The organism is Mucilaginibacter sp. (assembly GCF_965201005.1).
Lineage (GTDB): Bacteria > Bacteroidota > Bacteroidia > Sphingobacteriales > Sphingobacteriaceae > Mucilaginibacter_A.
Genome location: NZ_OZ241747.1, coordinates 2,701,799 through 2,727,211 on the forward strand (window position 1 = coordinate 2,701,799; position 25,413 = coordinate 2,727,211).

The following is a 25,413-nucleotide window of genomic DNA, read 5'->3' on the forward strand; positions in this document are numbered from 1 at the left end:
AAATGCTGTTTTTATCTACCTAAATTTGGGCAAATACAAATACGTTTAGCAGCCTGTTGCGGTTTCGGCAAATATGGTTTCTGCAAAACATTACAAACCAAAATTGATTTAATCAACCATGAATTTTATACAATATCCGGGGAAACCTTATCCTATTGGGGCAACCTGGGACGGCAAAGGGGTAAATTTTGCCTTGTATGCCAATTATGCCACTGCTGTTGAATTATGCCTGTTTGACGAGGACAACCTGGAGACAAAAATCGAAATCAAAGAACGCTCGCACCACATCTGGCATGTTTACATTCCCGGTATTTCGCACGGCCAGTTTTACGGTTACCGGGTGCACGGGCCTTACGAGCCGCAAAACGGGCTGCGTTTTAACCCTAACAAATTACTGATCGACCCTTACGCCAAATCTATTGCCGGGCCGGTAAACTGGCATCCGTCTGTTTTTGGTTTTGATCTGGACGATGAGGAAAAGGATTTAAGCTTCAGCACTACCGATAGCGCGCCTTACATACCGAAAAGCGTGGTGATCGATCAGAATTTTGATTGGGAAGATGACAAACGGCCAGACATTCCGCCGGAAAAAATTATTATTTACGAAACACATGTAAAAGGGTTTACAAAACTCTGCCCGGATATCCCGCAAGAAATCCGCGGCACTTTTGCTGCGCTGGCCCATCCCACAAGCATCAATCACCTGAAAAAACTGGGCATTAACGCGGTAGAATTGATGCCCGTTCATCATTTTATTGTTGATGAACATTTGCAGAAAAAAGGGCTTTCTAATTACTGGGGATACAACACCATCGGTTTTTTCGCGCCGGATGTGCGGTATTCCAGCAGCGGTATCCATGGCGAGCAGGTGATTGAATTTAAGCAGATGGTTAAAGCATTGCACAAAGCCGGCCTGGAAGTGATCATTGATGTTGTTTACAATCATACGGCAGAAGGCAACGAGCTTGGGCCAACCCTGTCTTTTAAAGGGATCGACAATCCTTGTTACTACCGTTTGCTGGACGAAAACAAACGTTTTTATATGGATTACACAGGTACCGGCAACACACTGAACGCCAATTTGCCCAACGTGCTGCGCCTGATAACGGACAGTTTACGGTATTGGATTTTGGAGATGCACGTTGATGGGTTCCGCTTTGATCTGGCGGCAACTTTGGCCCGCGAACTGCATGATGTAAATATGCTGAGCGGCTTTTTCGACATTATTTACCAAGACCCCATTATTTCGCAGGTAAAACTGATTGCCGAACCCTGGGACGTTGGCGAAGGCGGTTATCAGGTAGGCAATTTCCCGTATGATTGGGCCGAATGGAACGGTAAATACCGCGATTGTATGCGCGATTTTTGGCGCGGTGCCGATAGTATGCTGGGCGAATTTGCAGAACGGCTGACCGGCAGCCCGGATTTATACCGGGAGGATTTGCGCAAACCAACGGCCAGTATCAATTTTATTACAGCACATGATGGTTTTACGCTGAATGACCTGGTATCCTACAACGAAAAACACAACGAGGCCAATGGCGAAGATAACCAGGATGGCGAAAACCACAACCGCTCCTGCAACTACGGCGTAGAAGGGCCAACGGATCATCCGGAAATCATCAGACTTCGTGACAAACAAAAACGCAACCTGCTGACTACCTTATTTTTATCTCAGGGAACACCAATGCTGGTTGCCGGTGATGAGTTTGGCCGCACGCAAAACGGAAACAACAATGCTTACTGCCAGGACAATGAAATTTCTTGGCTGAACTGGGAAAATATGGATCATAGTCTGTTGGAATTTTCCCAAAAACTTATTTCATTCCGCAAAAAGCACCCGGTTTTTTCTAAGCGCGGCTGGTTTCAGGGTCAGCCGGTCAAAGCAGCCGGTTTAAACGACATTGTTTGGTTTTTGCCCGAAGGTATAGCGATGACGGAAAACAACTGGTCGCACGATTTTGCAAAATCATTAGGTGTTTACTTCAACGGGGATGAAATTACCGCTGTAGGCACACAAGGGGAAAAAGTGGTTGATGACAGCTTTTACGTTATTTTTAACGCTTATCACGAACCGCTGGACTACGTGCTTCCGCCGGAGGGATTCAGCCCGAACTGGTGCAAAGTTTTGGATACTTCCGAAAACTGCATTACCGAAGACGGACAGGTTTTCCCGGCCTCAGCGAAAATTAATGTTGCCGGCAATTCTGTTGTAGTGCTTAAACATCGCCGTGATTGATTATGGCCGGTTTCAACATCAAAAAAAGGACTTTCGATGTAAAAATGTCAGCCTCAATCCATCACGGTTTATAATAATCTATCATGTACGATCTTGTTTCCACCTACCGCATACAATTTCACAAAAACTTTAATTTTGATGATTTTGAAAAGATCATTTCGTACCTGCAAAAACTGGACGTGGCAACCATTTATGCTTCGCCGGTTTTTGAAGCTGTTCCGGGAAGTACGCATGGTTGCAATGGGCTGGACCCGAACAAAATCAACCCGGAAATCGGAACGGAAGGACAGCTTAAAAACATCAGCAAAAAACCCCAGCTTTTTGATGTGCCGGAAAAAGGCAAACGCTCTGTTTATGCCACATTTTTTGATGCTTCTTTTACAGGTATTTTTTTTAAAGGACAAATCATGGTGCCGTTTTTAAGCGGTCTGCTGGATGAAACCATCAAAAAAAGGGATTTAAAAATGACGTTTGAAGATGTTTTTGTGCTGAAATATCTTGAGGCCGCTTATCCGCTCAAACCTCGTTCGTATGCTTCGATGTTGCGGTTTATTACCGTTCCAACTTTAGGTTTGGCTACTATTTTCAGGGAACAAAATATTGATATTAAGCAAGTTGACTGGAAACAGATCAAAATTATCCTGCCAAAAGAAGCATCATCAAAATGGAAAAACCTGTTGGACGATACAAATGGTTCCGCAGAAAACCGGGAGCTGAAAATTGCCGATATTTTTGGTCCGCAGCTTTATGCGTTACTTAAAACGGGGCAAAAACAAACAGAACGGAAAGCCGGTATTTTGATGCACATCACTTCACTGCCTTCTGCTTTTGGCATCGGTGATCTGGGGCCGGAAGCCAAAAAATTTGCGCAGTTTTTGTACAAAAGCGGGCAGCGGGTTTGGCAGATGCTTCCGCTGAACCCAACCGAGGCCGAACAAAATTATTCGCCTTACAGTTCGGTTTCGGGTATTGCCGGAAATACACTGCTGATCAGTCCGGAATTATTGCAAAAAGAAGGTTTGCTCAGCAAAAAAGAACTTAAAAAACTGCAATTGCCCGGCACCGGAAAAGTGGATTTTGCAGAAGCCAAACAGGTAAAAGACTTGCTTTTTGAACGGGCTTATGAAAATTTTTGCAACGGCGGATTTAAGCAGCTTGAACAGGAATTCAGCCATTTTATAACGACGCAATCTTTTTGGCTGGATGATTTTGCGCTGTATTCTGCTTTGAAAAACCGGCTGCATAAAGCCTGGTTTGAGTGGCCAAACGAGTATAAAAACCGTGATGCGGATGCTTTGCAAAAATTTACTTCGGCAAATCAAAACCTGGTCCGCAAAGAAAAATGGCTGCAGTTTGTTTTTTTCCGGCAGTGGCTGGCACTCCAAAATTACTGCCATAAAAGAAGCATTGAACTGCTGGGCGATCTGCCGTTTTACATCAGTTACGATTCGGTAGATGTTTGGGCAAACCCGCAACTTTTTTCACTCGATAAAAACAGCAATATGATTGGTGTCGCCGGGGTTCCGCCGGATTATTTTAATGCGGAAGGCCAGCTTTGGGGAATGCCGGTTTTCCGCTGGGAAGAACTGAAAAAAACAAATTATCAATGGTGGCTGCAGCGCATCCGTAAAAACCTAGAACTTTTTGATGTGCTGCGCTTGGATCATTTCCGGGCTTTTGCAGATTACTGGGAAGTGCCTTTTGCAGAAAAAACAGCCATAAACGGCGAATGGAAAGCTGGCCCGGGAGCTGATTTTTTCAACACAATCAAAAAAGAAATTGGCAGCCTGCCTTTTGTGGCCGAAGATTTAGGGGAAATTTCGCCGGAAGTTTACCAGCTTCGCGATGAGTTTGATTTGCCGGGAATGAAGGTTTTACAGTTTGCTTTTGGCGAGGATATGGCGCAATCCATCCATATTCCGCATAATTATCCGCAAAACTGCTATGCTTATACCGGCACGCACGATAACAATACGCTGTTGGGCTGGTTTGAAAACGATGCCGATGCGCAAAATTTGAAGCGGCTGAAACAATATTCAGGCAAAAAAAATTCAGCAGAAAGCGTTAATTATACAATGATCCGGTTGATTTACGCTTCTGTGGCAAAAACTGTAATTGTGCCGATGCAGGATATTTTAGAGGAAAATGAACGGGCAAGAATGAACACACCGGCCTCAACCGAATTGAACTGGACCTGGCGCATATTATCCGTAAAACCGGACAAAAAGCTTCAAAAAAAGCTTAAAAAGATGGTTTTATTTTATAACAGAGCTTAAAAAACCCATCATCAAATCAGCATGAAATTATGTGGGTAAAAGAAGCATCGCTGTCCCTGAAATATTTTTCACAAGTATATAACATCATTGTTGTTAAAGGATTTGAAAAAATTGTCTGCAAAAAAATCACAAAACAATACTTCTTTTACCCCTTTAAAATGAAGAAAAAAGTCCCCGGTTTCCGCCAGAAGCTTCTTTTATCACTAAAAATTTGTACCGAAATCATCTGGCGTCCATCGCCACAAAATCCCGCTCGGTGGCACCAACATAAACCTGGCGCGGACGGCCAATCGGTTCTTTATTGGCTTTCATTTCTTTCCACTGTGCAATCCATCCCGGCAACCGGCCTAAAGCAAATAAAACGGTAAACATTTCTGTTGGGAAACCCAATGCGCGATAAATTATACCGGAGTAAAAATCCACATTCGGGTACAATTTGCGCTGTACAAAATATTCGTCTTTTAGGGCAGCTTCCTCCAATTGTTTGGCAATTTCCAGAACGGGATCATTTACGCCCAATCGTTCTAAAACATCGTCGCAAGCTTTTTTGATGATTTTGGCACGCGGATCAAAATTTTTGTAAACCCGATGGCCAAACCCCATTAAACGGAAAGGGTCGTTTTTATCTTTTGCTTTGGCAATCCATTTTTGTGTATCGCCGCCGTCATTTTTAATCTGCTCCAGCATTTCAATCACGGCCTGGTTTGCACCACCATGCAATGGCCCCCAAAGTGCAGAAATCCCTGCAGAAATAGAAGCGTACAAATTGCAATCCGAAGAACCCACAATACGCACCGTTGAAGTGGAGCAGTTTTGTTCATGATCGGCATGTAAGATCAGCAATTTGTTCATCACATCAACCAAAACCGGGTCAACTGCAACTTCTTCTGTGCGCTGGCCAAAAGTCATGTGCAGGAAATTGCTCACATAATCGTATTTGTTCTGCGGATAAATTACCGGATGACCGAATGATTTTTTATAAATCCAGGAAACAATCGTGCTCATTTTAGCCAGCATTTTGATGCTTGTTGTATTGATTTCCGCTTCCGTTTGATTGTTGTTCAACGATTCGGGGTAAAAAGCCGACAGCGAGCAAACAAGTGAACTCAACTGTCCCATCGGGTGCGAATGACTTGGGAAACCATCAAAAAATTTCTTCATGTCTTCGTGCACCAGCGTATGAAGGCTTATTTCCTTTTGAAAATCCGCCAGTTGTTTTTCGGTTGGCAACTCGCCATAAATCAGCAAAAAAGCAACCTCCATAAAAGTGGATTTTTCGGCCAGTTGCTCAATGGAATAACCACGGTAACGCAAAATGCCCAGCTCTCCGTCTAAAAAAGTAATGGCACTTTTTGTTGCCCCGGTATTTTTATAGCCGGGATCTAAAGTAATATAACCGGTAAGGTCACGAAGTTTGGCAATATCAACTGCTTTTTCATTTTCCGTACCTGTAATTACAGGCAAATCGTATGTGTTTTCTGCAAACTTTATTTGTGCTGTTTCTGGCATAAAGGTTTTGGTTAGCGTTCAAAAGTAAGTAAATCTGCCTACTTTTAAGCTGTATATGTGGATATAATTATAAAATCCGGGTTTTTGAAAAAGGTTCAGGTCCAAGCCAAAACCTGATGAACAGTTGCCGGCGGGGCTTTGTTTTTCAGTAAAACACTGCCCATTTTTTGTATGGTAAAAACAGCATCGGCAGTATAATCAATGCGGCAAAATGGTTTGATTTGTGCATTTAAAACTTCCGTTTCAAGCGGATTAATTTCGGTTTGGGCTGCGCAAACATTTCCATATAAAAAAGAATTGTTATTTGTACATTTGCGCCCTGAAATTTATTACGTTTTATCATGAAATTATCTCAATTTAAGTTCAATCTTCCTGAATCATTAATTGCACATTCCCCATCAGAAAAACGGGACGAAGCCCGGTTGATGGTGCTGCACAAAGATTCGGGCAAAATCGAGCATAAAATTTTTAAAGATATTTTGGATTATTACGATGATAAAGACGTAATGATCCTGAACAATACCAAAGTTTTTCCGGCCCGTTTGTATGGCAACAAAGAAAAAACCGGTGCCACAATCGAGGTTTTTTTGCTGCGCGAACTGAACAAAGAGCTTCGTTTGTGGGACGTTTTGGTTGATCCGGCACGAAAAATCCGCGTGGGCAACAAGTTGTATTTTGGCGATGACGATTTGCTGATTGCAGAAGTTGTGGACAATACCACTTCCCGCGGCCGCACCATCCGGTTTTTGTTTGACGGAACCGACGAAGAATTTAGAAAAAACGTAGAGATTTTGGGCGAAACCCCGCTTCCGAAATACATCAAACGCAAAGCAACCGCCGAAGATAAAGAACGTTACCAAACCATTTTTGCCAAAAACGAAGGTGCCGTTGCCGCGCCGACTGCCGGTTTGCATTTCAGTCGGGAACTGATGAAACGCCTGGAACTGAAAGGTGTTGAATTTGCAGAAGTTACGTTGCATGTTGGCCTGGGCACTTTCCGCCCGGTGGAAGTGGAAGATTTGACCAAGCATAAAATGGATTCTGAGCAGTTTATCATCGAGCAAAAACAAGCCGATATCGTAAACCGCGGCATTGCAAATAAAAGAAGGATTTGTGCGGTTGGGACTACTTCTATGCGCACAATTGAATCGGCTGTTTCTGCCAGCCACACGCTCAAAGCAGCAAACGACTGGACGAGCAAATTCATTTTTCCGCCTTACGAATTTAGCATTGCCAACTCCATGGTTACCAATTTCCACACCCCGGAATCAACTTTATTGATGATGATTTCTGCTTTTGGCGGTTATGAACATGTGATGAACGCTTACGAAGTGGCCATTAAAGAAAAATATCGTTTTTACAGCTACGGCGATGCCATGCTGATAATTTGATACTGTTTTTAGCACCTCAAATTTTGCTTCGCCAATGAAGTATTTTGCCATAATTGTTGCAGGCGGATCTGGTTTGAGGATGCAAACTGAAACCCCGAAACAGTTTTTGTTATTGAACGGAAAGCCGGTGATCATGCACACGATCCTGGCTTTTTTCGCTTCACCACAAAAACCCGAAATTTTGGTTGTTTTGAAAGAACAGTATTTTGGTTTGTGGGAAGTTTTGTGCGAACAATATTCCTTCAACCTAAAACACCGGTTGGTTGCTGGCGGAAGCACCAGATTTCATAGTGTAAAAGAAGCATTGGATTTGATCGCGGAAGAATCCGTTGTTGCCATACATGATGCTGTGCGGCCGCTGATTGATCCGGAAACGATTTCCGAGGCTTATTTGCTGGCTTTGCAGAAAGGAAATGCCGTAGTTGCCGTGCCCAGCAAAGATTCTGTGCGTTTACAAAAGATAGGCGGTTTTTCGCAAAGCCTGAACAGAAGTGAAATATTTTTGGTACAAACGCCGCAGACTTTTCAATCCAAAATTATTAAAAAAGCATACGAACAACCTTATAACGAGCACTTTACAGATGATGCAAGCGTAGCCGAACGCGATGGTGCACAAATTAATTTATTAGCCGGGAACCAGGATAATTTTAAGATCACTTTCCCAGCTGATCTTCGCCTGGCCGAAATAATATTGAACGAAAAAAGCCGCTAAAACTAAAATCAGCGGCTCTTTTTATTATGCAATAATTTTTAAGCTCTTCTGATCACTTTCAGCAGGATAATGATAACGGCAATCACCAGCAAAACGTGGATAAGTCCGCCATCACCAAAAGTTCCTAAACCGTGGAACAGAAAACCAACTGCCCAGATGATGATTAAAATTACCGCAATTAAATAAAGTAAATTTCCCATAATTTTTTTGTTTAAGGTTTGAATAGATTTATAATTGATTTGATCAAAGCTAAAACTATTTCAAATAATTTTACAAAAAAATGTCAGGAGCTGTTTAAATTTTTAAAATAAAAAATCCGGATACTTCTTTTACCACTATAAAATTAGTGTCGTTTACCTTCGGCACATAAAAAAAGACCGAAAGTTTTTAATGGTTTTTTAGGTGATAAAAGAAGTATGGAGACAGGTCAGACTAATTTTTTAAACAGCAAATCAGGAGTGAAAATTAATTCTTGTATAAACCGGCAGTCACAACGTATTAATATTCATCTTCATTAAAAAAGAAATCATCTTTTGTGGGGTAATCAGGCCAAATTTCTTCTATATTTTCATAAGGCTCGCCATCATCTTCCAGAGCCTGCAAGTTTTCAATTACCTCAACCGGAGCGCCAGAACGTATGGCATAATCAATCAGTTCATCTTTTGTTGCCGGCCATGGTGCATCTTCTAAATGCGATGCCAGTTCAAGTGTCCAATACATAGTTAAAAGCTATTGTTTAAAAGTTTGCAAAAGTATAATATTTTAATTTGATTATTAAAAAATATCAATTCATTATTTCCGCGCAATCCAGGTATGTTCAGGTATATTTTTATCAAAACCGGTTTTTCTTGCCAGCATGAACAAGTAATCGCTCAGTCTGTTCAAATAAATTTTTACCTTTTCTTCCACAAAACTATTTTCTGCTAATTCAACTGTAATCCGTTCGGCGCGCCTGCAAACGCAGCGTGCCAAATGGCAAAATGAAACGGCATTATTACCGCCGGGCAGGATAAAATGTTTTAGAGGCGGCAACATTTCGTTCATCCGGTCTATTTCAGTTTCCAGCAGTTCGATGTCCTGCTGGTGTAAATCCGGTATTTTCAGGTTTGAACGCTCCGGATCAGCAGCCAAGGCCGCACCGATGACAAACAGACAGTATTGGATTTCTTTTAAAACCGAACCGTCATGTACATCAATTTCCTGGCCCCGGATCAAACCGATATAACTGTTCAACTCATCCACCGTACCGTAACTTTCAATACGTAAATGATATTTCGGCACACGCGTTCCGCCAATCAGCGAAGTAAAACCCTCATCACCGGTTTTGGTATAAATTTTCATGCTGATAGAATTGAATTTACAGTGATTTGTTTATACCAAAAAAGTGCCGGTAAAAGAAGCATTTCAATTTTTGACGATACTTCTTTTATCACCCTAAAAATGGAAAAAACGCTATTGATTATTGGCTGCACGATTTCTGTTTGTTCTCTATTTCGATATCACTTTTGGTATTTTAAAATAGTTTTCGTCCCGGTCTGGCGCATTTTGCAAAGCTTCTTCATGGCTGATTACTTCTTTTACCACATCATTTCTGGTGATGTTTACGCCCGGGCTCATATAAACCAGCGGCTCTACATTGGTGGTGTCCAACTCGTTCAGCTTTTCCATAAAAGACAGGATTTTGCTCAGGTCTTTAATTACGCTTTCTTTTTGTTCCGGTGCAATTTCCAACCGCGCCAGTTTGGCCAATTTATCAACTGTGGTGATGTCAATCTTCATAATCTTGTAGTTTTTGGCTGATGACCGCATAAACCTGATCCCGCAACGCATCCGCATCGGCCAGTTTCAAACCTACGGTTTCTATCGGTTTGTGCACATAAATTTTACAAATTCCGGGCTGGCTGCCATATTTTAAACCATCGTCCCACAGCATTTTCCAGGTGTTAAAAGAAGTAACCGGCACCACCGGAACCTGCTGCTCAATCGCCAGCCGGAACGGGCCGATCTTGAAATCCTGCAATTGCGGCGGATAAATTTCGGCGATTTTTCCTTCGGGGAAAACAACCATTGTAATATCGTTTTTCAGATGATCCGAAGCGCGTTTAAATGCCTTAAAGGCCGAAATATTACTGTCGCGTTTTACCGTAATATCTATCGTTTTAAAAAACAACTTGGTGGTTGGGTTTTGCAGCAGTTCCTCTTTTCCCATAAAAGCAAAATTACTTTTCGGGATTAAAGTTGCCCAGGAAACATCCAGATTGGAAGTGTGGTTCGGGCAGATGACGTAAGTTTTTTTTCGGTCAAAATCAACCTCAAATTCCAGCTGGTACAAAATGCCGCTCATGGCCGAACTCCATTTTGCCCATTTTGCACGGAGTTTGTTTAAGACGAGGTAACGACTTGGCTTTCGGGAAAAATAATAAAAAAACGGATGAAAAAACAGGTATAAAAACAGCACCGAGAACATATAAAAGTAAGTGTGCAGCCTGCGGAGCATCAATTTCATCGGTATCAAAAATATAAAAAATCCTTACTTTCGCGGTATATGGAAACTGTTGTCAGCGGCATCCGATCGACCGGAAAACTACATTTGGGAAATTATTACGGCGCGGTGCAAAACTTCGTCAAAATGCAGCATGAATACAATTGTTTCTTCTTTATTGCCGATCTGCACTCGCTTACCACGCACCCAACGCCAGCAGATCTGCACCAAAATGTAAAACAGGTTTTGGTAGAATATCTGGCTGCTGGCATCGATCCGGAAAAAGCGACGATCTACATTCAATCCGAAGTGCCGGAAGTAACGGAATTGTATTTGTACCTCAACATGAACAGTTATTTGGGCGAACTGGAGCGCAGTGCTTCTTTTAAGGATAAAATCCGGGCGCAGCCAGAAAATGTAAACGCCGGTTTGCTGACTTATCCGGTTTTGATGGCTGCCGATATTTTGATGCACCGCGCCACAAAAGTCCCGGTTGGAAAAGATCAGGAGCAGCATTTGGAAATGGCGCGCACTTTTGGCAACCGTTTTAACCGTTTATACCAGCACGAATACTTCCCGGAACCTTATGCTTTTAGTTTTAGTGAAAATCTGGTAAAAATCCCGGGTTTGGATGGAAAAGGGAAAATGGGAAAATCTGAAGGCGAAGGAAATGCCGTTTTTCTTTCCGATTCGCCGGACGTGATCCGCAAAAAAGTAAAAAGTGCACGTACAGATAGTTTACCAACTATTACAAGCAGTGGCGAAGAAATGCAAAAAGAAATTGAGAAAGTTAGAATAGCTTTTAAGATAAAGTCTCCTGCTGTTCAAAGTTTATTTGATCTCATGAAAGTCGTTTCAAATTCACAAACTTTAGATTATTTTGAATACCAATATAAAAATGGAACTATCCGTTACGGCGATTTTAAAAAGCAATTGGCAGAAGATATAATTATCGCCACCGCACCTATTCGTGAACGGATTGAAGACATTGCCAAAAACGAATCTTACCTGCGACAGGTGAGCCGTTTTGGTGCCGTAAAAGCACGCGAAAGCGCACAGAAAACGTTGAAAGATGTAAGAGAGATTATCGGGTTTAAACGTTTCTGACTTCCTACCTTTTGCCTTTAACCTTTCAACCTCAAACCTCTAAAAAAATGCACATCGCCGTTGTTGGAAATATTGGAGCCGGAAAAACTACGCTCACCGAACTGCTGGCCAAAAACTATGGCTGGCAGCCGCAGTACGAATCGGTGGACAATAACCCTTATCTGGAAGATTTTTATGGCGATATGAAACGCTGGAGTTTTAATTTGCAGATTTTCTTTCTGAACAGTCGTTTCCAGCAGATCATGGAAATCCAGAAAAGCAAGGCCAACATCATCCAGGACCGGACGATTTACGAAGATGCCTTTATTTTTGCGGCCAACCTGCGTGATATGGATTTGATGACCGAACGCGATTATGACAATTACCGCAAGATTTTTGACAACATCACTTCGTTTATCAAACCGCCGGATTTGCTGATTTATCTCAAAGCTTCCGTTCCAACATTGGTCAATAATATCCAACGCCGCGGCCGCGAATATGAAATTGGTATCCGGCTGGATTATCTGTCCAAACTCAACGAAAAATACGAAAAATGGATTAAAGGTTATAACAGCGGTAAACTACTGATTTTGGATAAAGACAAGCTGGATTTTGCCAACAATACAGAAGATTTGAGTTCTGTGATTGAAAAAATTGAGGTAGAAATTAATGGGTTGTTTTAAAACCGATATTGAGTTGAGATGCGGGTTGATTTTTATATGGATAAAAGAAGTATCGCCGTTGCTTGATTTTATATCGATAAAAGAAGCATCGTAGTTCTAATCTAATTTATATAAATTCGTATCATTAAAATCTCTTTATAAAATATTGATTCAATTTTACGAAAGCCGCTGGCTTTTGTAGTTCTCGCTTTATCTGTTGGATAAGGACGAAATTGTATTGTATTATCAAATTTTTATAAAGAAAAAATGAAACAGAAAATAAAGATTGCCATTTTAGGCGGTGGTGGCAGAACCGGTAAATATCTTGTAACACAACTCGTAAAACAGGAATATCATCTAAAACTTCTTTTAAGAAATCCTGAAAATTTTAGCATAGAAAGCCCGTTAATAGAAATTATTAAAGGTGACGCGGTTGACTTTGAAGCAGTCAGGACATTAGTTCAAGATTGCCAAACTGTTATTAGTACAGTTGGTCAACGTAAAGATGAACCACTTGTGGCCAGTCAAGCATCTATAAATATATTGAAAGCAATGGCTGAGTTTGGAATTAAACGATACATATTAGTTGCAGGATTAAATGTCGATATTCCGTTTGATAAGAAAAGTTCAGAAACAATTATTGCAACTGAATGGATGAAAAATAATTTTCCTATTATTCACGCTGACAGACAAAAAACTTATTCTATTTTGTTAGATAGCGAAGTAGATTGGACTTTGGTCAGAGTTCCTTTTATTGAGTTTACTAATAAAAGCGGTGAAATAATTGTTAGTTTAGAAGATTGTTTTGGTAAAATGATAAGTGCTACCGATATAGCAACTTTCATTATCGAACAGATATCAGATACAACCTATTTTAAAAAAGCTCCTTTTATAGCAAATTCATAAATTGTTAATGGTGAACCTGAAAAACGGTTCACCATTTTCTTTTTGTTGTTTATAAGAGTTAGTTTAATATTTGTTGAATATGTTTTATATGCTTCTTTTATCACCTAAAAAATGGTGGTTTTTTTGTTTAAAATTGATACGGACACTAAATTTTATAGGGTAAAAGAAGCATTGCATTATTTCTGATATAACTTTTAAACAGGCTCTAACATTCTCAAATTAAAAAATGAAATTCCTCGGCATCATCCCGGCGCGGCACGCTTCTACGCGTTTTCCGGGCAAACCGCTGGCAAATATTGCCGGTAAAACAATGATACGGCGGGTTTATGAGCAGGCCTTACAGTGCAGTTTGCTGGAAAAAGTGGTTGTGGCCACAGACGATCTGCAGATTTTTGACCATGTGCTGGAGTTTGGCGGTCTGGTTGAAATGACATCAGCCCAACATCAAAGCGGTACAGACCGTTGTGCCGAAGTTTCTGCAATTTTTCCGGAATTTGATGTGGTGATCAACATTCAGGGCGATGAACCTTTTATCAACCCAAACCAGATCAATAAACTGGCAGCTTGTTTTACCGATGAAAAAACAGAGCTGGCCACGCTGGTAAAAAAAATTTCGCTGGAAGAAGAACTGCATAATTTTAACACACCAAAAGTAGTGCTCAACAGTAAATCAGAGGCGATCTATTTTTCGCGTTCGGTGATTCCGTATGTGCGCGGCCAGCAATTACAAAACTGGCTGCAAAACCATACTTTTTACAAGCACATTGGTATTTACGGTTACCGCGCGGATGTTTTGCAGACGATTACCAAACTTGCGGTTTCTCCATTAGAAAAAGCCGAAAGCCTGGAACAATTGCGCTGGATTGAAAACGGTTTCCGCATAAAAGTTGCAGAAACCGATTTGGAAACTTTGGCAGTAGATACCCCGGAAGATCTGGAAAACATCCTCAGAAAGTATTTTATCTGATCAAATACCGTTGATGATTTCGATAGAATCATTGATGTGATCGTTCAGATTGGCCACGCTGGCATAAAAACCATGGTCATTGTCCGTATCGTCGTGCACATCAACCTCATGAAAACCTTCGGGCAAAGATTTTTGATAATTTAACGTTACATCTTTAAATTTTTCGGGCGAAAAACTCAGCAATCGCGTACTTAAGGCTTCATATTCCTGCGAGTAGCGGCGCAGTAAAACGGCATTTTCACGATCAAAAACTTTTAAATCTGCCACTTTGCGGTGCAAGGCGGACAATGCTTCAAACAATTCGTTTTTCATAAATTCAGGCTATGCCCAAATATGAAAATAATTAAGGGATTAGGGCTATATTTTATCAGATATTTCCACGGCTGAAGCAAACCAACAACTACTTTCTTTTTACAATCAGTTCAAATTCAAATCCCTACAATTGCATATTTAATTTAAGTCCAAAACAAAGCTGCATCAGCATGACGGAGCAGGAATTTTATCAGCATTTATTAAGCAAAAAGCAGCAAATGGAGGCCGTTCCTTCCAACGAAGAAATTGCGCTATGGGCTTTAAGGTTGTTTGGCCTGCTTTTTCCGGAGCGGGCAAAAATGGTTTTTACCAATTTAGATGAGCTAAAAGAAGCATTCATTTCGCTTAAAAAAGAGCTTTTTGAAATTATGGAAGCTACCGGTGCGTGTCAGCATTGCGATAATTACCGGTTAACAGAAGTTTTTTTTGACAATGTGCCTGAACTTTACCGCATCCTCAACACAGATATCAAAGCGATTTTTGAGGGTGATCCCGCCGCCAAAACCGAGTTTGAAGTGATCCGCACTTATCCCGGTTTTTATGCCATCGCTTTTTACCGCATCGCCCATACTTTGTATTTAATAAACGTGCCGCTTTTACCACGTATTTTAACGGAATATGCACACTCCAAAACCGGTATTGATATTCATCCGGCGGCAATCATCGGCGAGTATTTGGCCATTGATCATGGAACGGGGACTGTGATCGGCGAAACATCTGTGATTGGGAACCATGTAAAACTATATCAGGGTGTTACTTTGGGGGCGATGAGTGTGGATAAAAGTATGGCCGATATCAAACGTCATCCTACGGTGGAAGATGGGGTAATTATTTATTCCGGGGCCACTATTTTGGGCGGAAGTACGGTGATTGGCCGCAACAGTATTATTGGTGGCAATGTCTGGCTGACCAAGAGTGTGCCGCCGGGTTCTGTAGTGTACCACAAACCGAACATTAAAGTGATTGAAGGAAAAATAAGCAGCTAAAAACAGCATCATGGCAGGAATTATAGATTTGATCGGGAACACGCCGCTGGTAGAGATCACGCGGCTCAACCCAAACCCGGACGTTAAAATTTACGCCAAACTGGAAGGCAACAATCCTGGCGGAAGTGTAAAAGACCGCGCTGCGCTGAACATGGTTCGCAGTGCGATGGAACGCGGCGAAATAAAACCCGGGACCAGATTAATTGAAGCCACCAGCGGCAACACGGGCATCGCTTTGGCCATGATTGCGCGGCTTTTTGAGCTGGAGATTGAACTGGTCATGCCTTCCAATTCTACCAAAGAACGCGTATTGACCATGGAAGCTTTTGGCGCGAAAGTTACTTTGCTTGAAAATATTGAAGCTTGCCGCGATTATGCTATGGAAAAAGCATCCGGTGGCGATTATTTTTTGATGAACCAGTTTGCCAATAAAGACAATTATCTGGCGCATTACAAAACCACCGGCCCGGAAATCTGGCGCGATACGGATGGTAAAATCACGCATTTTGTAAGTGCCATGGGTACAACGGGTTCGATCATGGGCAATTCTATGTTTTTGAAGGAACAAAACCCGAATGTGCAAATTATAGGTTGCCAGCCAACAGAAGAATCTTCCATTCCCGGGATCCGCCGCTGGCCGGAAGCTTACCTGCCCCAAATTTTTGATGCCAAACGGGTTGACCGGATTATGGACGTTTCTCAGGCAGAAGCTACGGAAATGACCCGAAAACTGGCCCGCACTGAAGGTATTTTTGCCGGCATGAGCAGCGGAGGTGCCTGTACGATTGCCTTAAAAGTGGCGCAGGAACTGGAGTCCGGACTGATCGTTTTCATCGCCTGCGACCGCGGCGACCGTTATTTAAGCAGCGATTTGTTTGGATAGGTTTGAGGTGCGGGGTTTGAGGTATGCCTTTCCACCTTTATCCTTTTTACCTTTAACAATACTGTTTTTACCGGCCTAAAATTTAGGGCATAAAAAAAGCATCCTGCAAATTACAGGATGCTTTTTTTATGCGGACTGATTAGTTTAGGAATATTTCCTTTTGTAACCGGAAGCTTTGTCTTTTGCTTCGTCAGCTTCATCTTCTGCCCAATCTTTGGCATCGTCTGTTTTAGAAGAAACATAACTCAAAATATCATCCAGTTTTGAAGAAATTTTGTCGGCCAGGGATTCTTTTAAATCACCCGCTTCGTCCAAAAGATCAGCAAATTTATCTTTTACTTTTCCGCCAAAATCTGATGCTGCACCGGCAAATTCTTCCTGTGTGTCTTCGCCGCTTTGCGGTGCCAGTAAAATCCCGGCCAAAACACCTGCCGCAACACCGATTAAAATACCGGCAACTACTTTTGATCCACTTTTCATTTTAAAAATTTTTAAGGGTTAAGTAAATTAATCAGGCTAAATTTCCTGCTTAATTCAAACGTACAATTTTCAATCCAAAAATTTTACTTCTGCCCAACGTCAAACAAATATTTCTGTTTTTGCTGTTTTTTGTACGATAAAAGAAGCATTCACCAAAACACTAATTCTGATTATCATTGTTGCGTATAATTATTTAATCAAACGATTAACATTTTCAATCTTTATATATTTGTGCCGCGTATAAACCTTGCGTTGGCAACTGCGTTTAGGTTTGATCGCAAAAAAATGTTGCTAAAAAAACAAAACTTTGAACAATATAAATGAAGGCCGACCATACCACAGCAGTAACTGAAGAAACCGCCAAGCCCAAATTTGCCGATAGTCTTAAAGGCTTTTTTGAAGACATTTACTTAGTTTACCGCTTTATCCTTCGCTTTTTTAAGGAAGCTTTTTTGCCGCCCTACGAATTTAAAGAGTTTGTGCGTCAGTGTTACGAGGTTGGCTACCGCTCTTTCCCGCTGATTACGCTTACCGGTTTCATCACCGGTGTTGTGTTTACCAAACAATCGCGCCCTTCACTTGCCGAGTTTGGTGCCACTTCCTGGATTCCTTCCTTGGTTGCCATTGCCATATTTCGCGCCCTGGCACCGCTAGTTACGGCATTAATTGCCGCCGGAAAAGTAGGTTCAAGCATTGGTGCCGAGCTGGCTTCGATGAAAGTGACCGAACAGATTGACGCCATGGAAGTATCGGCCACAAAACCTTTTAAATATTTGGTTTGTATGCGCATTTTGGCCACCACTATCTGCATTCCGGTTTTAGTGATGTACACCGCATTGGTAGCTATGCTGGGCGCGTATTTGAATGTGATGCAAAACGAAGCGACAAGTTTCAGTGCGTTTTTTCAAAGTGCGTTTGAACCGCTTTCGTTCCTGGACATCAATACCACGCTGATCAAATCTTTTGTTTTTGGCTTTACCATTGGTGCAGTGGGTTGTTACCAGGGCTATAATTCATCCAAAGGGACAGAAGGTGTAGGCAAAGCGGCCAACTCTGCCGTGGTATTGGGTATGTTTTTTGTGTTTCTGGAGGAAGTGATCATCGTACAGATTTCCGGCTTTTTCCGGGTTTAATTTACACTGATGGAAAAAGGAAAAGTTTCATTTATCGATAAAAGCAGTGCCGTAATCGAGATTAAAAACCTGGAAAAATCTTTTGGTGATTATGAAGTGCTCCGGGGCATTAATTTAGAGGTTTACCAGGGCGAAAACGTAGTTGTTTTAGGCCGCTCTGGGACCGGGAAATCGGTGTTGATCAAAATTATTTCGGGTTTGCTTTCCCCTGATGCAGGTACAGTAACTGTTTTAGGCCAGGATGTAAATAGCCTGAACCCGAAAGAATTGGAGCAGTTGCGCCTAAAAATCGGTTTTTCATTCCAAAACAGTGCTTTGTACGATAGCATGACGGTCCGCGGAAACCTGGAATTTCCGTTAGTGCGCAATCAGCGTAACCTCAGCAAAGCAGAAGTTGACGAACAGGTAGAATCTGTGCTGGACGCAGTTGGCTTATCGCAAACCATCAGCCAGATGCCATCCGAACTTTCCGGCGGCCAGCGCAAACGGATTGGCATTGCCCGGACACTAATTTTAAAGCCCGACATTATGCTGTATGATGAGCCAACTGCTGGTTTAGATCCAATTACCTGTCTCGAAATAAATCACCTGATAAACGAAGTACAAGAGCGTTATCACACGTCGTCCATTATCATCACACATGATTTAACCTGCGCCAAAGCAACCGGAGACCGGGTGGCCATGCTTTTGGATGGCAAATTTTTGCGCACCGGCACTTTTAATGAGGTTTTTAATACAGACGACGAGCGCGTGAAAACATTTTACAATTACAATTTTATACAATAAAACATGCAAACAACAGAAACTAAACGGAACGTACTGGTTGGTGTATTTATTTTTATCGGTTTGCTGATCCTGATTGTAGGGATATTTACGCTTGGCGGCCAGCAAAAAGCCTTTGTAAAATCCATGCGGATCAATGCCGTTTTCAGTGATATCGGCGGTTTAAAAGCGGGCAACAATGTGTGGTTTTCCGGGGTGAAGATCGGCACGGTAAAAACCATCAAGTTTTATGGAAGGTCTCAGGTAGAGGTTTCCATGAACATTGAACAGTCTGCCCGGCAATACATCCGCAAAGATGCCAGCGCCAAACTCAGTTCTGATGGCTTGATCGGCAATAAACTGATCGTGATTTTTGGCGGAAACCCTTCTACGGCTGAAATTGAAGACGGCGATATTTTGCAGGTGCAGAAAGACCTTTCTACCGATGACATTATGAAAACCTTACAGGAAAACAACGAAAACCTGATCGGTATCACCACAAATTTTAAAAAATTAAGTGGAGATATGGTGAAAGGAAAAGGTTTGGCGGGAACTTTACTGGCCGATTCATCGCTGGCAAAAAGTTTTAAAGCAATTGTAATGAACCTGCAAAAAACCACGCAAACATCTGCAACTTTGGCCGGGCAGTTAAGCCGGTTTTCAGCTAAATTAAACACAAAAGGTGGTTTGGCCGATAAAATGCTGACCGATACTGCCGTGTTCGGCAAATTAACCGCAACGGCAGATCAGCTAAAACAAACAGCTGCAAAAGCAACCGTAATTACCGATAACCTGAGCAAAGCCAGCAACAAATTAAACAGCACAGACAATGCCCTGGGTTTATTGCTGAACGATGCCAAAACCGCCGAACAGGTGAAAACAACGATGGGCAATTTGCAGGAAAGCTCTGTTAAATTAAACGATGATCTGGAAGCGGCACAGCATAATTTTTTGCTGCGCGGGTTTTTCAAAAAGAAAGAAAAAGCAGAAGCCGCTGCTGCAACACAAAAAACCACAAACTGATGCTGTTTTTATCGGTATAAAAACAATAATCAAAACGCCGGGCAAATCAAAACGCCGGGCGTTTTTTGTTTTCAAACTGATTTGGTAAATGCTTCTTTTAGCAGGTAAAATTTGGGTAGCAATCTTGTCCGCGGCAAGCACATTTTTATACCGGTAAAAACAGCATCTAAAAATTTATATTTTACTTTGCGCCGATGGACATTTACGGGCAGGCTTTGCAGGATTTTTACAACAATCAACCCGGAGAAAAACTCTGGGTCAACAATAATTACGGCGGCCCGGAAGAAATGCCGATAGAAGTTTTTTTTCGGGGCGAAGAGGAAATGCCCGAAGCCGAACTGCTGGCTTTGAGCTTGTGCCGCGGCAAAGTTTTGGATATTGGTGCAGGTGTTGGCAGCCATACATTGATTTTGCAGCAACGTAATTTTGAAGTTTCGGCGTTGGAAATTTCACCTGCTGCAGTAGAAATCATGAAAAAAAGAGGTGTAAAAACAGTATTGCAGCAAAACATTTTTCGATACAAAACCGGGAAATTTGATACGCTGTTGTTACTGATGAACGGAATTGGTTTAACGGAAAACCTGGACGGCCTTGACCGCTTTTTGCAACACGCCAAAACGCTGCTGCTGCCCGGCGGACAACTTTTGTTTGATTCATCCGATATTGCTTATTTGTATGATGAAATCCCGTTTCCGAAAAACAAATATTATGGCGAAATCCAGTATCAATATCAATACAAAAACCAAAAAGGAAGCTGGTTCAACTGGTTGTACATCGACCAAAAAACACTGCTAAAAACAGCATTGCAAAATGGCTGGGATTGCGAAATTTTGTATGAAAATGACATGGATTTGTATTTGGCGCGGCTGACATTAGCCTAAAATAGCTAAAAGTATTTTTGTTTGTACCTGCCGTAAGTTGAAAAACGAACTTTAATTGATAAAGCTTGCAGCCAACCGAGGTTTTTTGTTTTTGGTGCATTTAATCAACCTATTGCTATTAATCTGACGACAAATACCTTCAATAAATCAACGATATAAGATTATGAAAAAATATTTTTTAAAATTTGACTTTTAAAAATAAAACTACTAATTTAGTTTTATGAACGGCAGGATTTATATTTCAAAAGTATGCATCACGATCTTATCAATTTGCTTACTGTCAACTTTTCTAGCATCTGCCCAAAGCCCAGAACCCGTTATTGCAAAGGCCTATTATAAATTTAGCCATCAATACGATACGACTAATACCAACTTAATTAAAACTGAAAACTATATTTTGCTTTTAGGTAAAACTTCTTCTGTTTACAAAAGCTATGACCGTGCTAAGCAAGATTCTGAAATGTTAGCTAATTTGAAGTTGACAGGTGCCATGGCACCTCCGGCCGGTAAAAGGGCTGATGGAGAAGAGCTTTTTTATTATTTTATTCCTAAAAAAACCTTTTTAAGGGTTAGGATTTTAGGAGATTACGCAGTTGAAAAACCTTTTAATGATTTGAACTGGAAAATAGATAAAGAAACCAAAAAAATAGCCAATTTGGATTGCCAGAAAGCTACAGCCACTTATAATGGCCGCGATTATATAGCCTGGTTTACAAGTAGTTTACCATTCCAAGCTGGTCCTTGGAAACTACACGGCCTGCCTGGATTAATTATTACGGCTTATGATAAAACTGGGCGCATTCGATTTGATTTTAATGGGTTTGAACAGGTAAAAGTCCCTAATGAAGAAATAGCTTGGAGTAAAAAATACATTCCAATCTCGATAGAGGATTATAAAAAAATGGCTAAATCTTATGAGAATGACCCAAAAAGCTTTTTGGAGAATCAATTTGGCGGAAAATTGACAACAAGCATGCCATTGCGGCATATAAATATTCTTGCTCAAAGTTCGATGGTTAATTTCCCTATGGAGATAGTTCCAGACAGTATAGCTAAAAAATAGACATTTTAAACTTCGTATCAATTCGAAAGACACCTGACTTGTTAAAGATAATATTAATCACATTACTAATAATTTTTTCAATTACTTTTCAAAATCTACTATTTGCTCAAAATATATACTTATCCGGAAACATTAAATCGATAGCAAAAGGTTCATTAACAGGTGCAAATATTTTGCTTACAAGTGCTGATAGTACTACAATCCTGAAGTTTACCAGCAGCGATGAGAAAGGTAATTTTCGAATCACGCTATCCGAAAACGAAATGGCCCAAAATGGCTTGTTGCTCAAAGTACAATTATTAGGTTACGAGCCGCAGATTAAGCCTTTACAAAAAGGGCAAAGCGTTTATAATTTTACCTTAACGGAAGCACCGATTTTTTTAAAAGATGTGGTGGTAAAAGGCGGCAAACCTCAGTTTAAATTCAGCGGGGATACAACCTCCTATTTAGTAAAAGATTTTGCTTCGGTGCAAGACCGCACCATTGGCGATGTGTTAAAACGAATCCCCGGGATTTCTGTGGAAGATAATGGCCTGATCAAATTTAATGGTAAAAGCGTTAAAAAGCTGTATTTGGACGGCGATGATTTGCTGGACGATAAATATAGTATCGGCACCAGGACGATTCCGCAGCGCATTGTTAACGAAATACAAGTTCTGGAAAACCACCAGCGCATTAAAGCTTTGGAAGGCAAGGTTTTTAGCGACGATGTGGACATCAACCTGAACTTTAAAGAAGATGCCGGGCTGAAAGTGGTCGGCCAGATACAGGCAGGCGCAGGCGTACCGAAATTGTATGACGAAGATGCGAATGCCATCTCCCTGAAAAAGAAATATAAATCCATCACGCAGCTTAAACTCAACAATACCGGCAATTCACTTTTTAACGATGTATTGTCGCTCAACGAGTTGCAAGATAGGGTGAAACGCGGTTTTACGCCGGAGCAGGCGCAGCTTTCTGCAGGCACAGGTTCCAGTCCGCAGATCGAACAGAACCGTTATCTGTTCAACAATTCCGGGTTGCTCAACAGTAATAACCTTTGGAAACTTAAGTCAGGCATCCAGATTAAATCAAAAGCATATTTTGAGTATGATAATCAGCGGCAGCGTTATCAAAACCTTACAAGTATTTATTTGCCGCAAGACACGGTGAACTATACCGAACGGCAGGACAACAGAAAACTGGCGCAAAATGCTTATGCAGATCTGATCATCTTTATCAACAAACCTGCCTATTACCTCAACAATGCTTCGGTTTTTAAATATACCAACGAAGATGACAATGCATATTTACTGGCGAATTCAAAACCTTTAACACAGCAGTATTTTGCAAATAGTTATGATTTTTCCAACGAACTGAATTTGATCAAATCCCCGAAAGGCAAAGTTTTTACCGAATATTATGCTTATCTCAACTATCGTAAATCACCGGAACAGTTGCTGATCGATAGCGCGGCTTATCCGGCCATCTTTCAAACAAATTTGCCGCTAAAAACAGTAAGCCAAACCGTAAATATCCCAACGTTTTATACCAACGATTATGTGAATCTGCGTGTGGCAACCGGCAAAGTTTTGCAATCCTACAAAATCGGGCTTTCGGCAAAATTGCAGCAGTTTAATTCTGCCTTGCAAGCCACCAATTTACAAAATGAATTGGTTGTGCCAGACAGCTCCGCAAATGCGTTGCGCTGGAAAGAACTGAAAACTTATATAGAACCGAATTATGAATTCCATTCCGGCGATTTCCGTTTAATTGCCAAACTTCCGCTCTTTTTACAGCAGCTAAGCTTCGGGCAGCAAAACAGCAATCAGCATTATAACCGGCTTTTGTTCAATCCAAGTATAAATTTTCGTTACGACCGGCAAAAAGGATTTGCAGGCAACGTGTTTTATACCCGCACAGACAATGCCGGCAATCTTCTGCAAAGTTACAACAACTTAGTGCTGAACAATTACCGCAGCGTTAGCCAGAACAACAATTTGTTGAGTGTTTACCAGCGCAATCAGCTTGGCATTTTACTATCTTACAAAGACCCGGTGAAAATATTTTTTGTCAACCTGTCGGGCAATGCCCAGATCAACAATTATAACACGATCAATTACAGCATTATCAGCCGGGAACTTTCTGCTACAGACCGCGAACCGTATGATAATGTGAGTAAATCGATCAATGGCCAGGCAAATATCAGCAAATATATTTTCGATTTGAACACTTCGGTAAGCGGAGGCTTTGGCATTCAATTCGGCCAAAACAACCAAGTGCTGAACCGCGTGGTTTTTCCTTTTTTAAGCTTTACAAATACTTATAATGTTAGTGTGACGGGAAGTATCGGAAAAAAGTTTCGGTACGATTATGATTTTCGGTTATCAACTTCCAAAAACAGGCCAAAGCAAACTACTGCAACAATCAATACGGCTACGGCTACATTAATGCGCAACAAACTTGGCCTGGAGTACAACATTTCGGATTTTGTTTACCTGAAAGCCACAGGCACAAACGAGCTGAACCAGAACAATACCGGACTGAACGCGAACTACAATTTTGTAGATTTTTCGGCGCGCTATCGTTTAGTAAAACTAAAAACCGATCTGCAGTTGGAAATGAACAACCTTGGCAATATCAAAAATTATCAAACCGTTGTCCTTTCGTCAAACACGCAATACAATTATCAATATCCGCTGCGCGGGAGGATGATCTTGCTCAAAGCGTTTTTTATCTTTTAAATTGTCAAATCAATGTAGGACCCGCTTAAACTTTATGCGGCTCATTTTCGATGCTTCTTTTACCGACTAAAAAACGGGAAACTTTCATGCTTCTTTTATCGGTATAAATTTGGAAAACAAAATTTATGGGCATAAAAGAAGCATCGGAAATTTGTTGGTAAAAACTTAAACAAACCCTGAATCAACTGCTTCTAGCTTGATTTTTTATCCAATGATTTATCAATACAAAAACCAAAAAAGCTGATTTAACTGGTTGCACACCGACCAAAAAACACTGCTAAAAACAGCATTACAAAATGGCTGGGATTGCGAAATTTTGTATGAAAATGACATGGATTTGTATTTGGCGCGGCTGATTTTATGTTAATTGTTGTATAACATTTTTATGACCGGCTTCCTTAATTAAACAATTACAAAAAGAGTGCGTTAACCTTATATAAAATTTAAACATTATGATTAGTGTTATAACAGACGTTCCAAGCAACGTTGTTGGTTTCCGTACCAGTGGTGAAGTGAAAAAAGAAGATTATACAAGCACTGTGCTTCCCGAATTAGATAAACATTTGAACGACCACAATAAAATTAATATTTTGTGGGTAATGGACACCGATGTCAGCAATTATACGGTTGGCGCAATGCTTATGGATTTTAAAACAAGTATTGCTAATTTTACTAACTGGAAAAGCCTGGCTTTTGTTACTGAGCAGGATTTTATTAAAAACGTTGCCGAAACGGTAAGTTTTGTTTTGCCAGGCGAGATTAAAGGTTTTAAACATGCGCAACTTGCAGAAGCAAAAGATTGGGTTTCCAAACAATAAGTTTAAAATCCGTTTCATTTGTAAAGACCTTGCATAATTGCAAGGTCTTTTTTTTGTAAAAAACTTACGCTCCCCTCTTTCAAAAAAAATTAAAAATTCCTGAAAAATATTTTTTTTAA

General features: G+C 41.0%; 25 protein-coding genes. 17 read left to right on the forward strand and 8 right to left on the reverse strand.

Annotated elements, in window-relative coordinates:
* The first annotated feature begins 118 nt into the window (after positions 1-118).
* Together glgX and malQ are read left to right on the forward strand one after the other, a co-directional pair.
* Complete coding sequence (glgX, locus tag ACOFKR_RS12440; protein WP_419801128.1) at positions 119-2,239, forward strand: glycogen debranching protein GlgX; 2,121 nt, start codon at positions 119-121, stop codon at positions 2,237-2,239.
* Positions 2,240-2,322: 83 nt separating this feature from the next.
* Positions 2,323-4,515 (forward strand): 4-alpha-glucanotransferase, encoded by a 2,193-nt coding sequence (gene malQ, locus ACOFKR_RS12445; protein ID WP_419801129.1) that lies wholly within the window; start codon positions 2,323-2,325, stop codon positions 4,513-4,515.
* 222 nt (positions 4,516-4,737) lie between these two features.
* Here the strand turns inward: malQ and ACOFKR_RS12450 are convergent, their stop codons facing one another.
* Complete coding sequence (locus ACOFKR_RS12450) at positions 4,738-6,024, reverse strand: citrate synthase (protein WP_419801130.1); 1,287 nt, start codon at positions 6,022-6,024, stop codon at positions 4,738-4,740.
* A 341-nt stretch (positions 6,025-6,365) separates the two neighbouring features.
* Between ACOFKR_RS12450 and queA the strand changes: the two genes are divergently transcribed.
* A complete protein-coding gene (queA, locus tag ACOFKR_RS12455; RefSeq protein ID WP_419801131.1) occupies positions 6,366-7,415 on the forward strand; it encodes a tRNA preQ1(34) S-adenosylmethionine ribosyltransferase-isomerase QueA in 1,050 nt (349 codons plus the stop codon).
* A gap of 34 nt (positions 7,416-7,449) precedes the next feature.
* Positions 7,450-8,127 carry a 2-C-methyl-D-erythritol 4-phosphate cytidylyltransferase gene (locus ACOFKR_RS12460; RefSeq protein WP_419801132.1) on the forward strand — a complete coding sequence of 226 codons (678 nt, stop codon included), beginning with the start codon at positions 7,450-7,452 and terminating at the stop codon, positions 8,125-8,127.
* 38 nt (positions 8,128-8,165) lie between these two features.
* On the opposite strand, the gene ACOFKR_RS12465 is transcribed toward ACOFKR_RS12460, so the two are convergent.
* From ACOFKR_RS12465 to ACOFKR_RS12485, 5 genes are all read right to left on the reverse strand, one after another.
* On the reverse strand, positions 8,166-8,327 hold the full coding sequence (locus tag ACOFKR_RS12465) for a lmo0937 family membrane protein (protein WP_419801133.1): 162 nt from the start codon (positions 8,325-8,327) through the stop codon (positions 8,166-8,168).
* A gap of 298 nt (positions 8,328-8,625) precedes the next feature.
* A complete protein-coding gene (locus ACOFKR_RS12470; RefSeq protein ID WP_002996718.1) occupies positions 8,626-8,847 on the reverse strand; it encodes a DUF2795 domain-containing protein in 222 nt (73 codons plus the stop codon).
* Positions 8,848-8,919: 72 nt separating this feature from the next.
* The gene (locus ACOFKR_RS12475; RefSeq protein WP_419801134.1) at positions 8,920-9,468 is read right to left on the reverse strand and encodes a cob(I)yrinic acid a,c-diamide adenosyltransferase; all 549 of its coding nucleotides are present in this window, start codon (positions 9,466-9,468) and stop codon (positions 8,920-8,922) included.
* 147 nt (positions 9,469-9,615) lie between these two features.
* Entirely contained in the window at positions 9,616-9,906 is a 291-nt protein-coding gene (gene gatC, locus ACOFKR_RS12480) for an Asp-tRNA(Asn)/Glu-tRNA(Gln) amidotransferase subunit GatC (protein ID WP_419801135.1), read from the reverse strand.
* Positions 9,896-10,633 carry a lysophospholipid acyltransferase family protein gene (locus ACOFKR_RS12485; protein ID WP_419801136.1) on the reverse strand — a complete coding sequence of 246 codons (738 nt, stop codon included), beginning with the start codon at positions 10,631-10,633 and terminating at the stop codon, positions 9,896-9,898. Before ACOFKR_RS12485 ends, gatC begins: the two co-directional genes overlap by 11 nt.
* Before the next feature lie 39 nt (positions 10,634-10,672).
* Between ACOFKR_RS12485 and trpS the strand changes: the two genes are divergently transcribed.
* The 4 genes from trpS (at position 10,673) to kdsB (ending at position 14,230) form a co-directional block, all read left to right on the forward strand.
* Positions 10,673-11,716 carry a tryptophan--tRNA ligase gene (gene trpS / locus ACOFKR_RS12490; protein ID WP_419801137.1) on the forward strand — a complete coding sequence of 348 codons (1,044 nt, stop codon included), beginning with the start codon at positions 10,673-10,675 and terminating at the stop codon, positions 11,714-11,716.
* A gap of 47 nt (positions 11,717-11,763) precedes the next feature.
* Complete coding sequence (locus ACOFKR_RS12495) at positions 11,764-12,378, forward strand: deoxynucleoside kinase (RefSeq protein WP_419801138.1); 615 nt, start codon at positions 11,764-11,766, stop codon at positions 12,376-12,378.
* Positions 12,379-12,624: 246 nt separating this feature from the next.
* Positions 12,625-13,263, forward strand: a complete 639-nt coding sequence (locus ACOFKR_RS12500) for an NAD(P)-dependent oxidoreductase (RefSeq protein WP_419801139.1) — start codon at positions 12,625-12,627, stop codon at positions 13,261-13,263.
* A gap of 226 nt (positions 13,264-13,489) precedes the next feature.
* The gene (kdsB, locus tag ACOFKR_RS12505) at positions 13,490-14,230 is read left to right on the forward strand and encodes a 3-deoxy-manno-octulosonate cytidylyltransferase (protein ID WP_419801140.1); all 741 of its coding nucleotides are present in this window, start codon (positions 13,490-13,492) and stop codon (positions 14,228-14,230) included.
* On the opposite strand, the gene ACOFKR_RS12510 is transcribed toward kdsB, so the two are convergent.
* A complete protein-coding gene (locus ACOFKR_RS12510; protein ID WP_419801141.1) occupies positions 14,231-14,542 on the reverse strand; it encodes a hypothetical protein in 312 nt (103 codons plus the stop codon).
* A gap of 170 nt (positions 14,543-14,712) precedes the next feature.
* Here ACOFKR_RS12510 and epsC point away from each other — a divergent pair, with 170 nt between their 5' ends.
* Entirely contained in the window at positions 14,713-15,528 is an 816-nt protein-coding gene (gene epsC / locus ACOFKR_RS12515; RefSeq protein ID WP_419801142.1) for a serine O-acetyltransferase EpsC, read from the forward strand.
* Between the two features lie 10 nt (positions 15,529-15,538).
* Positions 15,539-16,411, forward strand: a complete 873-nt coding sequence (cysM, locus tag ACOFKR_RS12520; protein ID WP_419801143.1) for a cysteine synthase CysM — start codon at positions 15,539-15,541, stop codon at positions 16,409-16,411.
* Between the two features lie 144 nt (positions 16,412-16,555).
* Here the strand turns inward: cysM and ACOFKR_RS12525 are convergent, their stop codons facing one another.
* Entirely contained in the window at positions 16,556-16,891 is a 336-nt protein-coding gene (locus ACOFKR_RS12525; protein ID WP_419801144.1) for a YtxH domain-containing protein, read from the reverse strand.
* A gap of 320 nt (positions 16,892-17,211) precedes the next feature.
* Here ACOFKR_RS12525 and ACOFKR_RS12530 point away from each other — a divergent pair, with 320 nt between their 5' ends.
* The 7 genes from ACOFKR_RS12530 to ACOFKR_RS12560 all read left to right on the forward strand — a co-directional run bounded on the left by ACOFKR_RS12530 (position 17,212) and on the right by ACOFKR_RS12560 (position 25,294).
* Complete coding sequence (locus ACOFKR_RS12530; RefSeq protein ID WP_419801145.1) at positions 17,212-18,024, forward strand: MlaE family ABC transporter permease; 813 nt, start codon at positions 17,212-17,214, stop codon at positions 18,022-18,024.
* 9 nt (positions 18,025-18,033) lie between these two features.
* Positions 18,034-18,810 (forward strand): ABC transporter ATP-binding protein, encoded by a 777-nt coding sequence (locus tag ACOFKR_RS12535; RefSeq protein ID WP_419801146.1) that lies wholly within the window; start codon positions 18,034-18,036, stop codon positions 18,808-18,810.
* A gap of 3 nt (positions 18,811-18,813) precedes the next feature.
* Entirely contained in the window at positions 18,814-19,809 is a 996-nt protein-coding gene (locus ACOFKR_RS12540; RefSeq protein ID WP_419801147.1) for an MlaD family protein, read from the forward strand.
* A gap of 194 nt (positions 19,810-20,003) precedes the next feature.
* Positions 20,004-20,690, forward strand: coding sequence for a class I SAM-dependent methyltransferase (locus ACOFKR_RS12545; RefSeq protein WP_419801148.1), 687 nt, complete (start codon positions 20,004-20,006; stop codon positions 20,688-20,690).
* Between the two features lie 220 nt (positions 20,691-20,910).
* On the forward strand, positions 20,911-21,753 hold the full coding sequence (locus ACOFKR_RS12550) for a GLPGLI family protein (protein WP_419801149.1): 843 nt from the start codon (positions 20,911-20,913) through the stop codon (positions 21,751-21,753).
* A 173-nt stretch (positions 21,754-21,926) separates the two neighbouring features.
* Positions 21,927-24,476: a hypothetical protein gene (locus tag ACOFKR_RS12555; protein ID WP_419801150.1), complete on the forward strand. Its 2,550-nt coding sequence runs from the start codon at positions 21,927-21,929 to the stop codon at positions 24,474-24,476.
* 452 nt (positions 24,477-24,928) lie between these two features.
* Positions 24,929-25,294 (forward strand): STAS/SEC14 domain-containing protein, encoded by a 366-nt coding sequence (locus ACOFKR_RS12560; RefSeq protein WP_419801151.1) that lies wholly within the window; start codon positions 24,929-24,931, stop codon positions 25,292-25,294.
* Positions 25,295-25,413: the final 119 nt, after the last annotated feature.

Excerpts from the sequence above, each read along its gene's own strand:
- ACOFKR_RS12470 (WP_002996718.1), bottom strand. The coding sequence starts at position 8,847 with ATGTATTGGACACTTGAACTGGCATCGCATTTAGAAGATGCACCATGG.
- epsC (WP_419801142.1), top strand. The coding sequence starts at position 14,713 with ATGACGGAGCAGGAATTTTATCAGCATTTATTAAGCAAAAAGCAGCAA.
- ACOFKR_RS12475 (WP_419801134.1), bottom strand. The coding sequence starts at position 9,468 with ATGAAAATTTATACCAAAACCGGTGATGAGGGTTTTACTTCGCTGATT.
- ACOFKR_RS12465 (WP_419801133.1), bottom strand. The coding sequence starts at position 8,327 with ATGGGAAATTTACTTTATTTAATTGCGGTAATTTTAATCATCATCTGG.
- ACOFKR_RS12525 (WP_419801144.1), bottom strand. The coding sequence starts at position 16,891 with ATGAAAAGTGGATCAAAAGTAGTTGCCGGTATTTTAATCGGTGTTGCG.
- ACOFKR_RS12450 (WP_419801130.1), bottom strand. The coding sequence starts at position 6,024 with ATGCCAGAAACAGCACAAATAAAGTTTGCAGAAAACACATACGATTTG.
- gatC (WP_419801135.1), bottom strand. The coding sequence starts at position 9,906 with ATGAAGATTGACATCACCACAGTTGATAAATTGGCCAAACTGGCGCGG.
- cysM (WP_419801143.1), top strand. The coding sequence starts at position 15,539 with ATGGCAGGAATTATAGATTTGATCGGGAACACGCCGCTGGTAGAGATC.
- ACOFKR_RS12495 (WP_419801138.1), top strand. The coding sequence starts at position 11,764 with ATGCACATCGCCGTTGTTGGAAATATTGGAGCCGGAAAAACTACGCTC.
- ACOFKR_RS12510 (WP_419801141.1), bottom strand. The coding sequence starts at position 14,542 with ATGAAAAACGAATTGTTTGAAGCATTGTCCGCCTTGCACCGCAAAGTG.
- ACOFKR_RS12560 (WP_419801151.1), top strand. The coding sequence starts at position 24,929 with ATGATTAGTGTTATAACAGACGTTCCAAGCAACGTTGTTGGTTTCCGT.
- ACOFKR_RS12545 (WP_419801148.1), top strand. The coding sequence starts at position 20,004 with ATGGACATTTACGGGCAGGCTTTGCAGGATTTTTACAACAATCAACCC.
- kdsB (WP_419801140.1), top strand. The coding sequence starts at position 13,490 with ATGAAATTCCTCGGCATCATCCCGGCGCGGCACGCTTCTACGCGTTTT.
- queA (WP_419801131.1), top strand. The coding sequence starts at position 6,366 with ATGAAATTATCTCAATTTAAGTTCAATCTTCCTGAATCATTAATTGCA.
- glgX (WP_419801128.1), top strand. The coding sequence starts at position 119 with ATGAATTTTATACAATATCCGGGGAAACCTTATCCTATTGGGGCAACC.
- ACOFKR_RS12530 (WP_419801145.1), top strand. The coding sequence starts at position 17,212 with ATGAAGGCCGACCATACCACAGCAGTAACTGAAGAAACCGCCAAGCCC.
- ACOFKR_RS12540 (WP_419801147.1), top strand. The coding sequence starts at position 18,814 with ATGCAAACAACAGAAACTAAACGGAACGTACTGGTTGGTGTATTTATT.
- ACOFKR_RS12500 (WP_419801139.1), top strand. The coding sequence starts at position 12,625 with ATGAAACAGAAAATAAAGATTGCCATTTTAGGCGGTGGTGGCAGAACC.
- ACOFKR_RS12550 (WP_419801149.1), top strand. The coding sequence starts at position 20,911 with ATGAACGGCAGGATTTATATTTCAAAAGTATGCATCACGATCTTATCA.
- malQ (WP_419801129.1), top strand. The coding sequence starts at position 2,323 with ATGTACGATCTTGTTTCCACCTACCGCATACAATTTCACAAAAACTTT.
- ACOFKR_RS12460 (WP_419801132.1), top strand. The coding sequence starts at position 7,450 with ATGAAGTATTTTGCCATAATTGTTGCAGGCGGATCTGGTTTGAGGATG.
- ACOFKR_RS12535 (WP_419801146.1), top strand. The coding sequence starts at position 18,034 with ATGGAAAAAGGAAAAGTTTCATTTATCGATAAAAGCAGTGCCGTAATC.
- ACOFKR_RS12485 (WP_419801136.1), bottom strand. The coding sequence starts at position 10,633 with ATGAAATTGATGCTCCGCAGGCTGCACACTTACTTTTATATGTTCTCG.
- trpS (WP_419801137.1), top strand. The coding sequence starts at position 10,673 with ATGGAAACTGTTGTCAGCGGCATCCGATCGACCGGAAAACTACATTTG.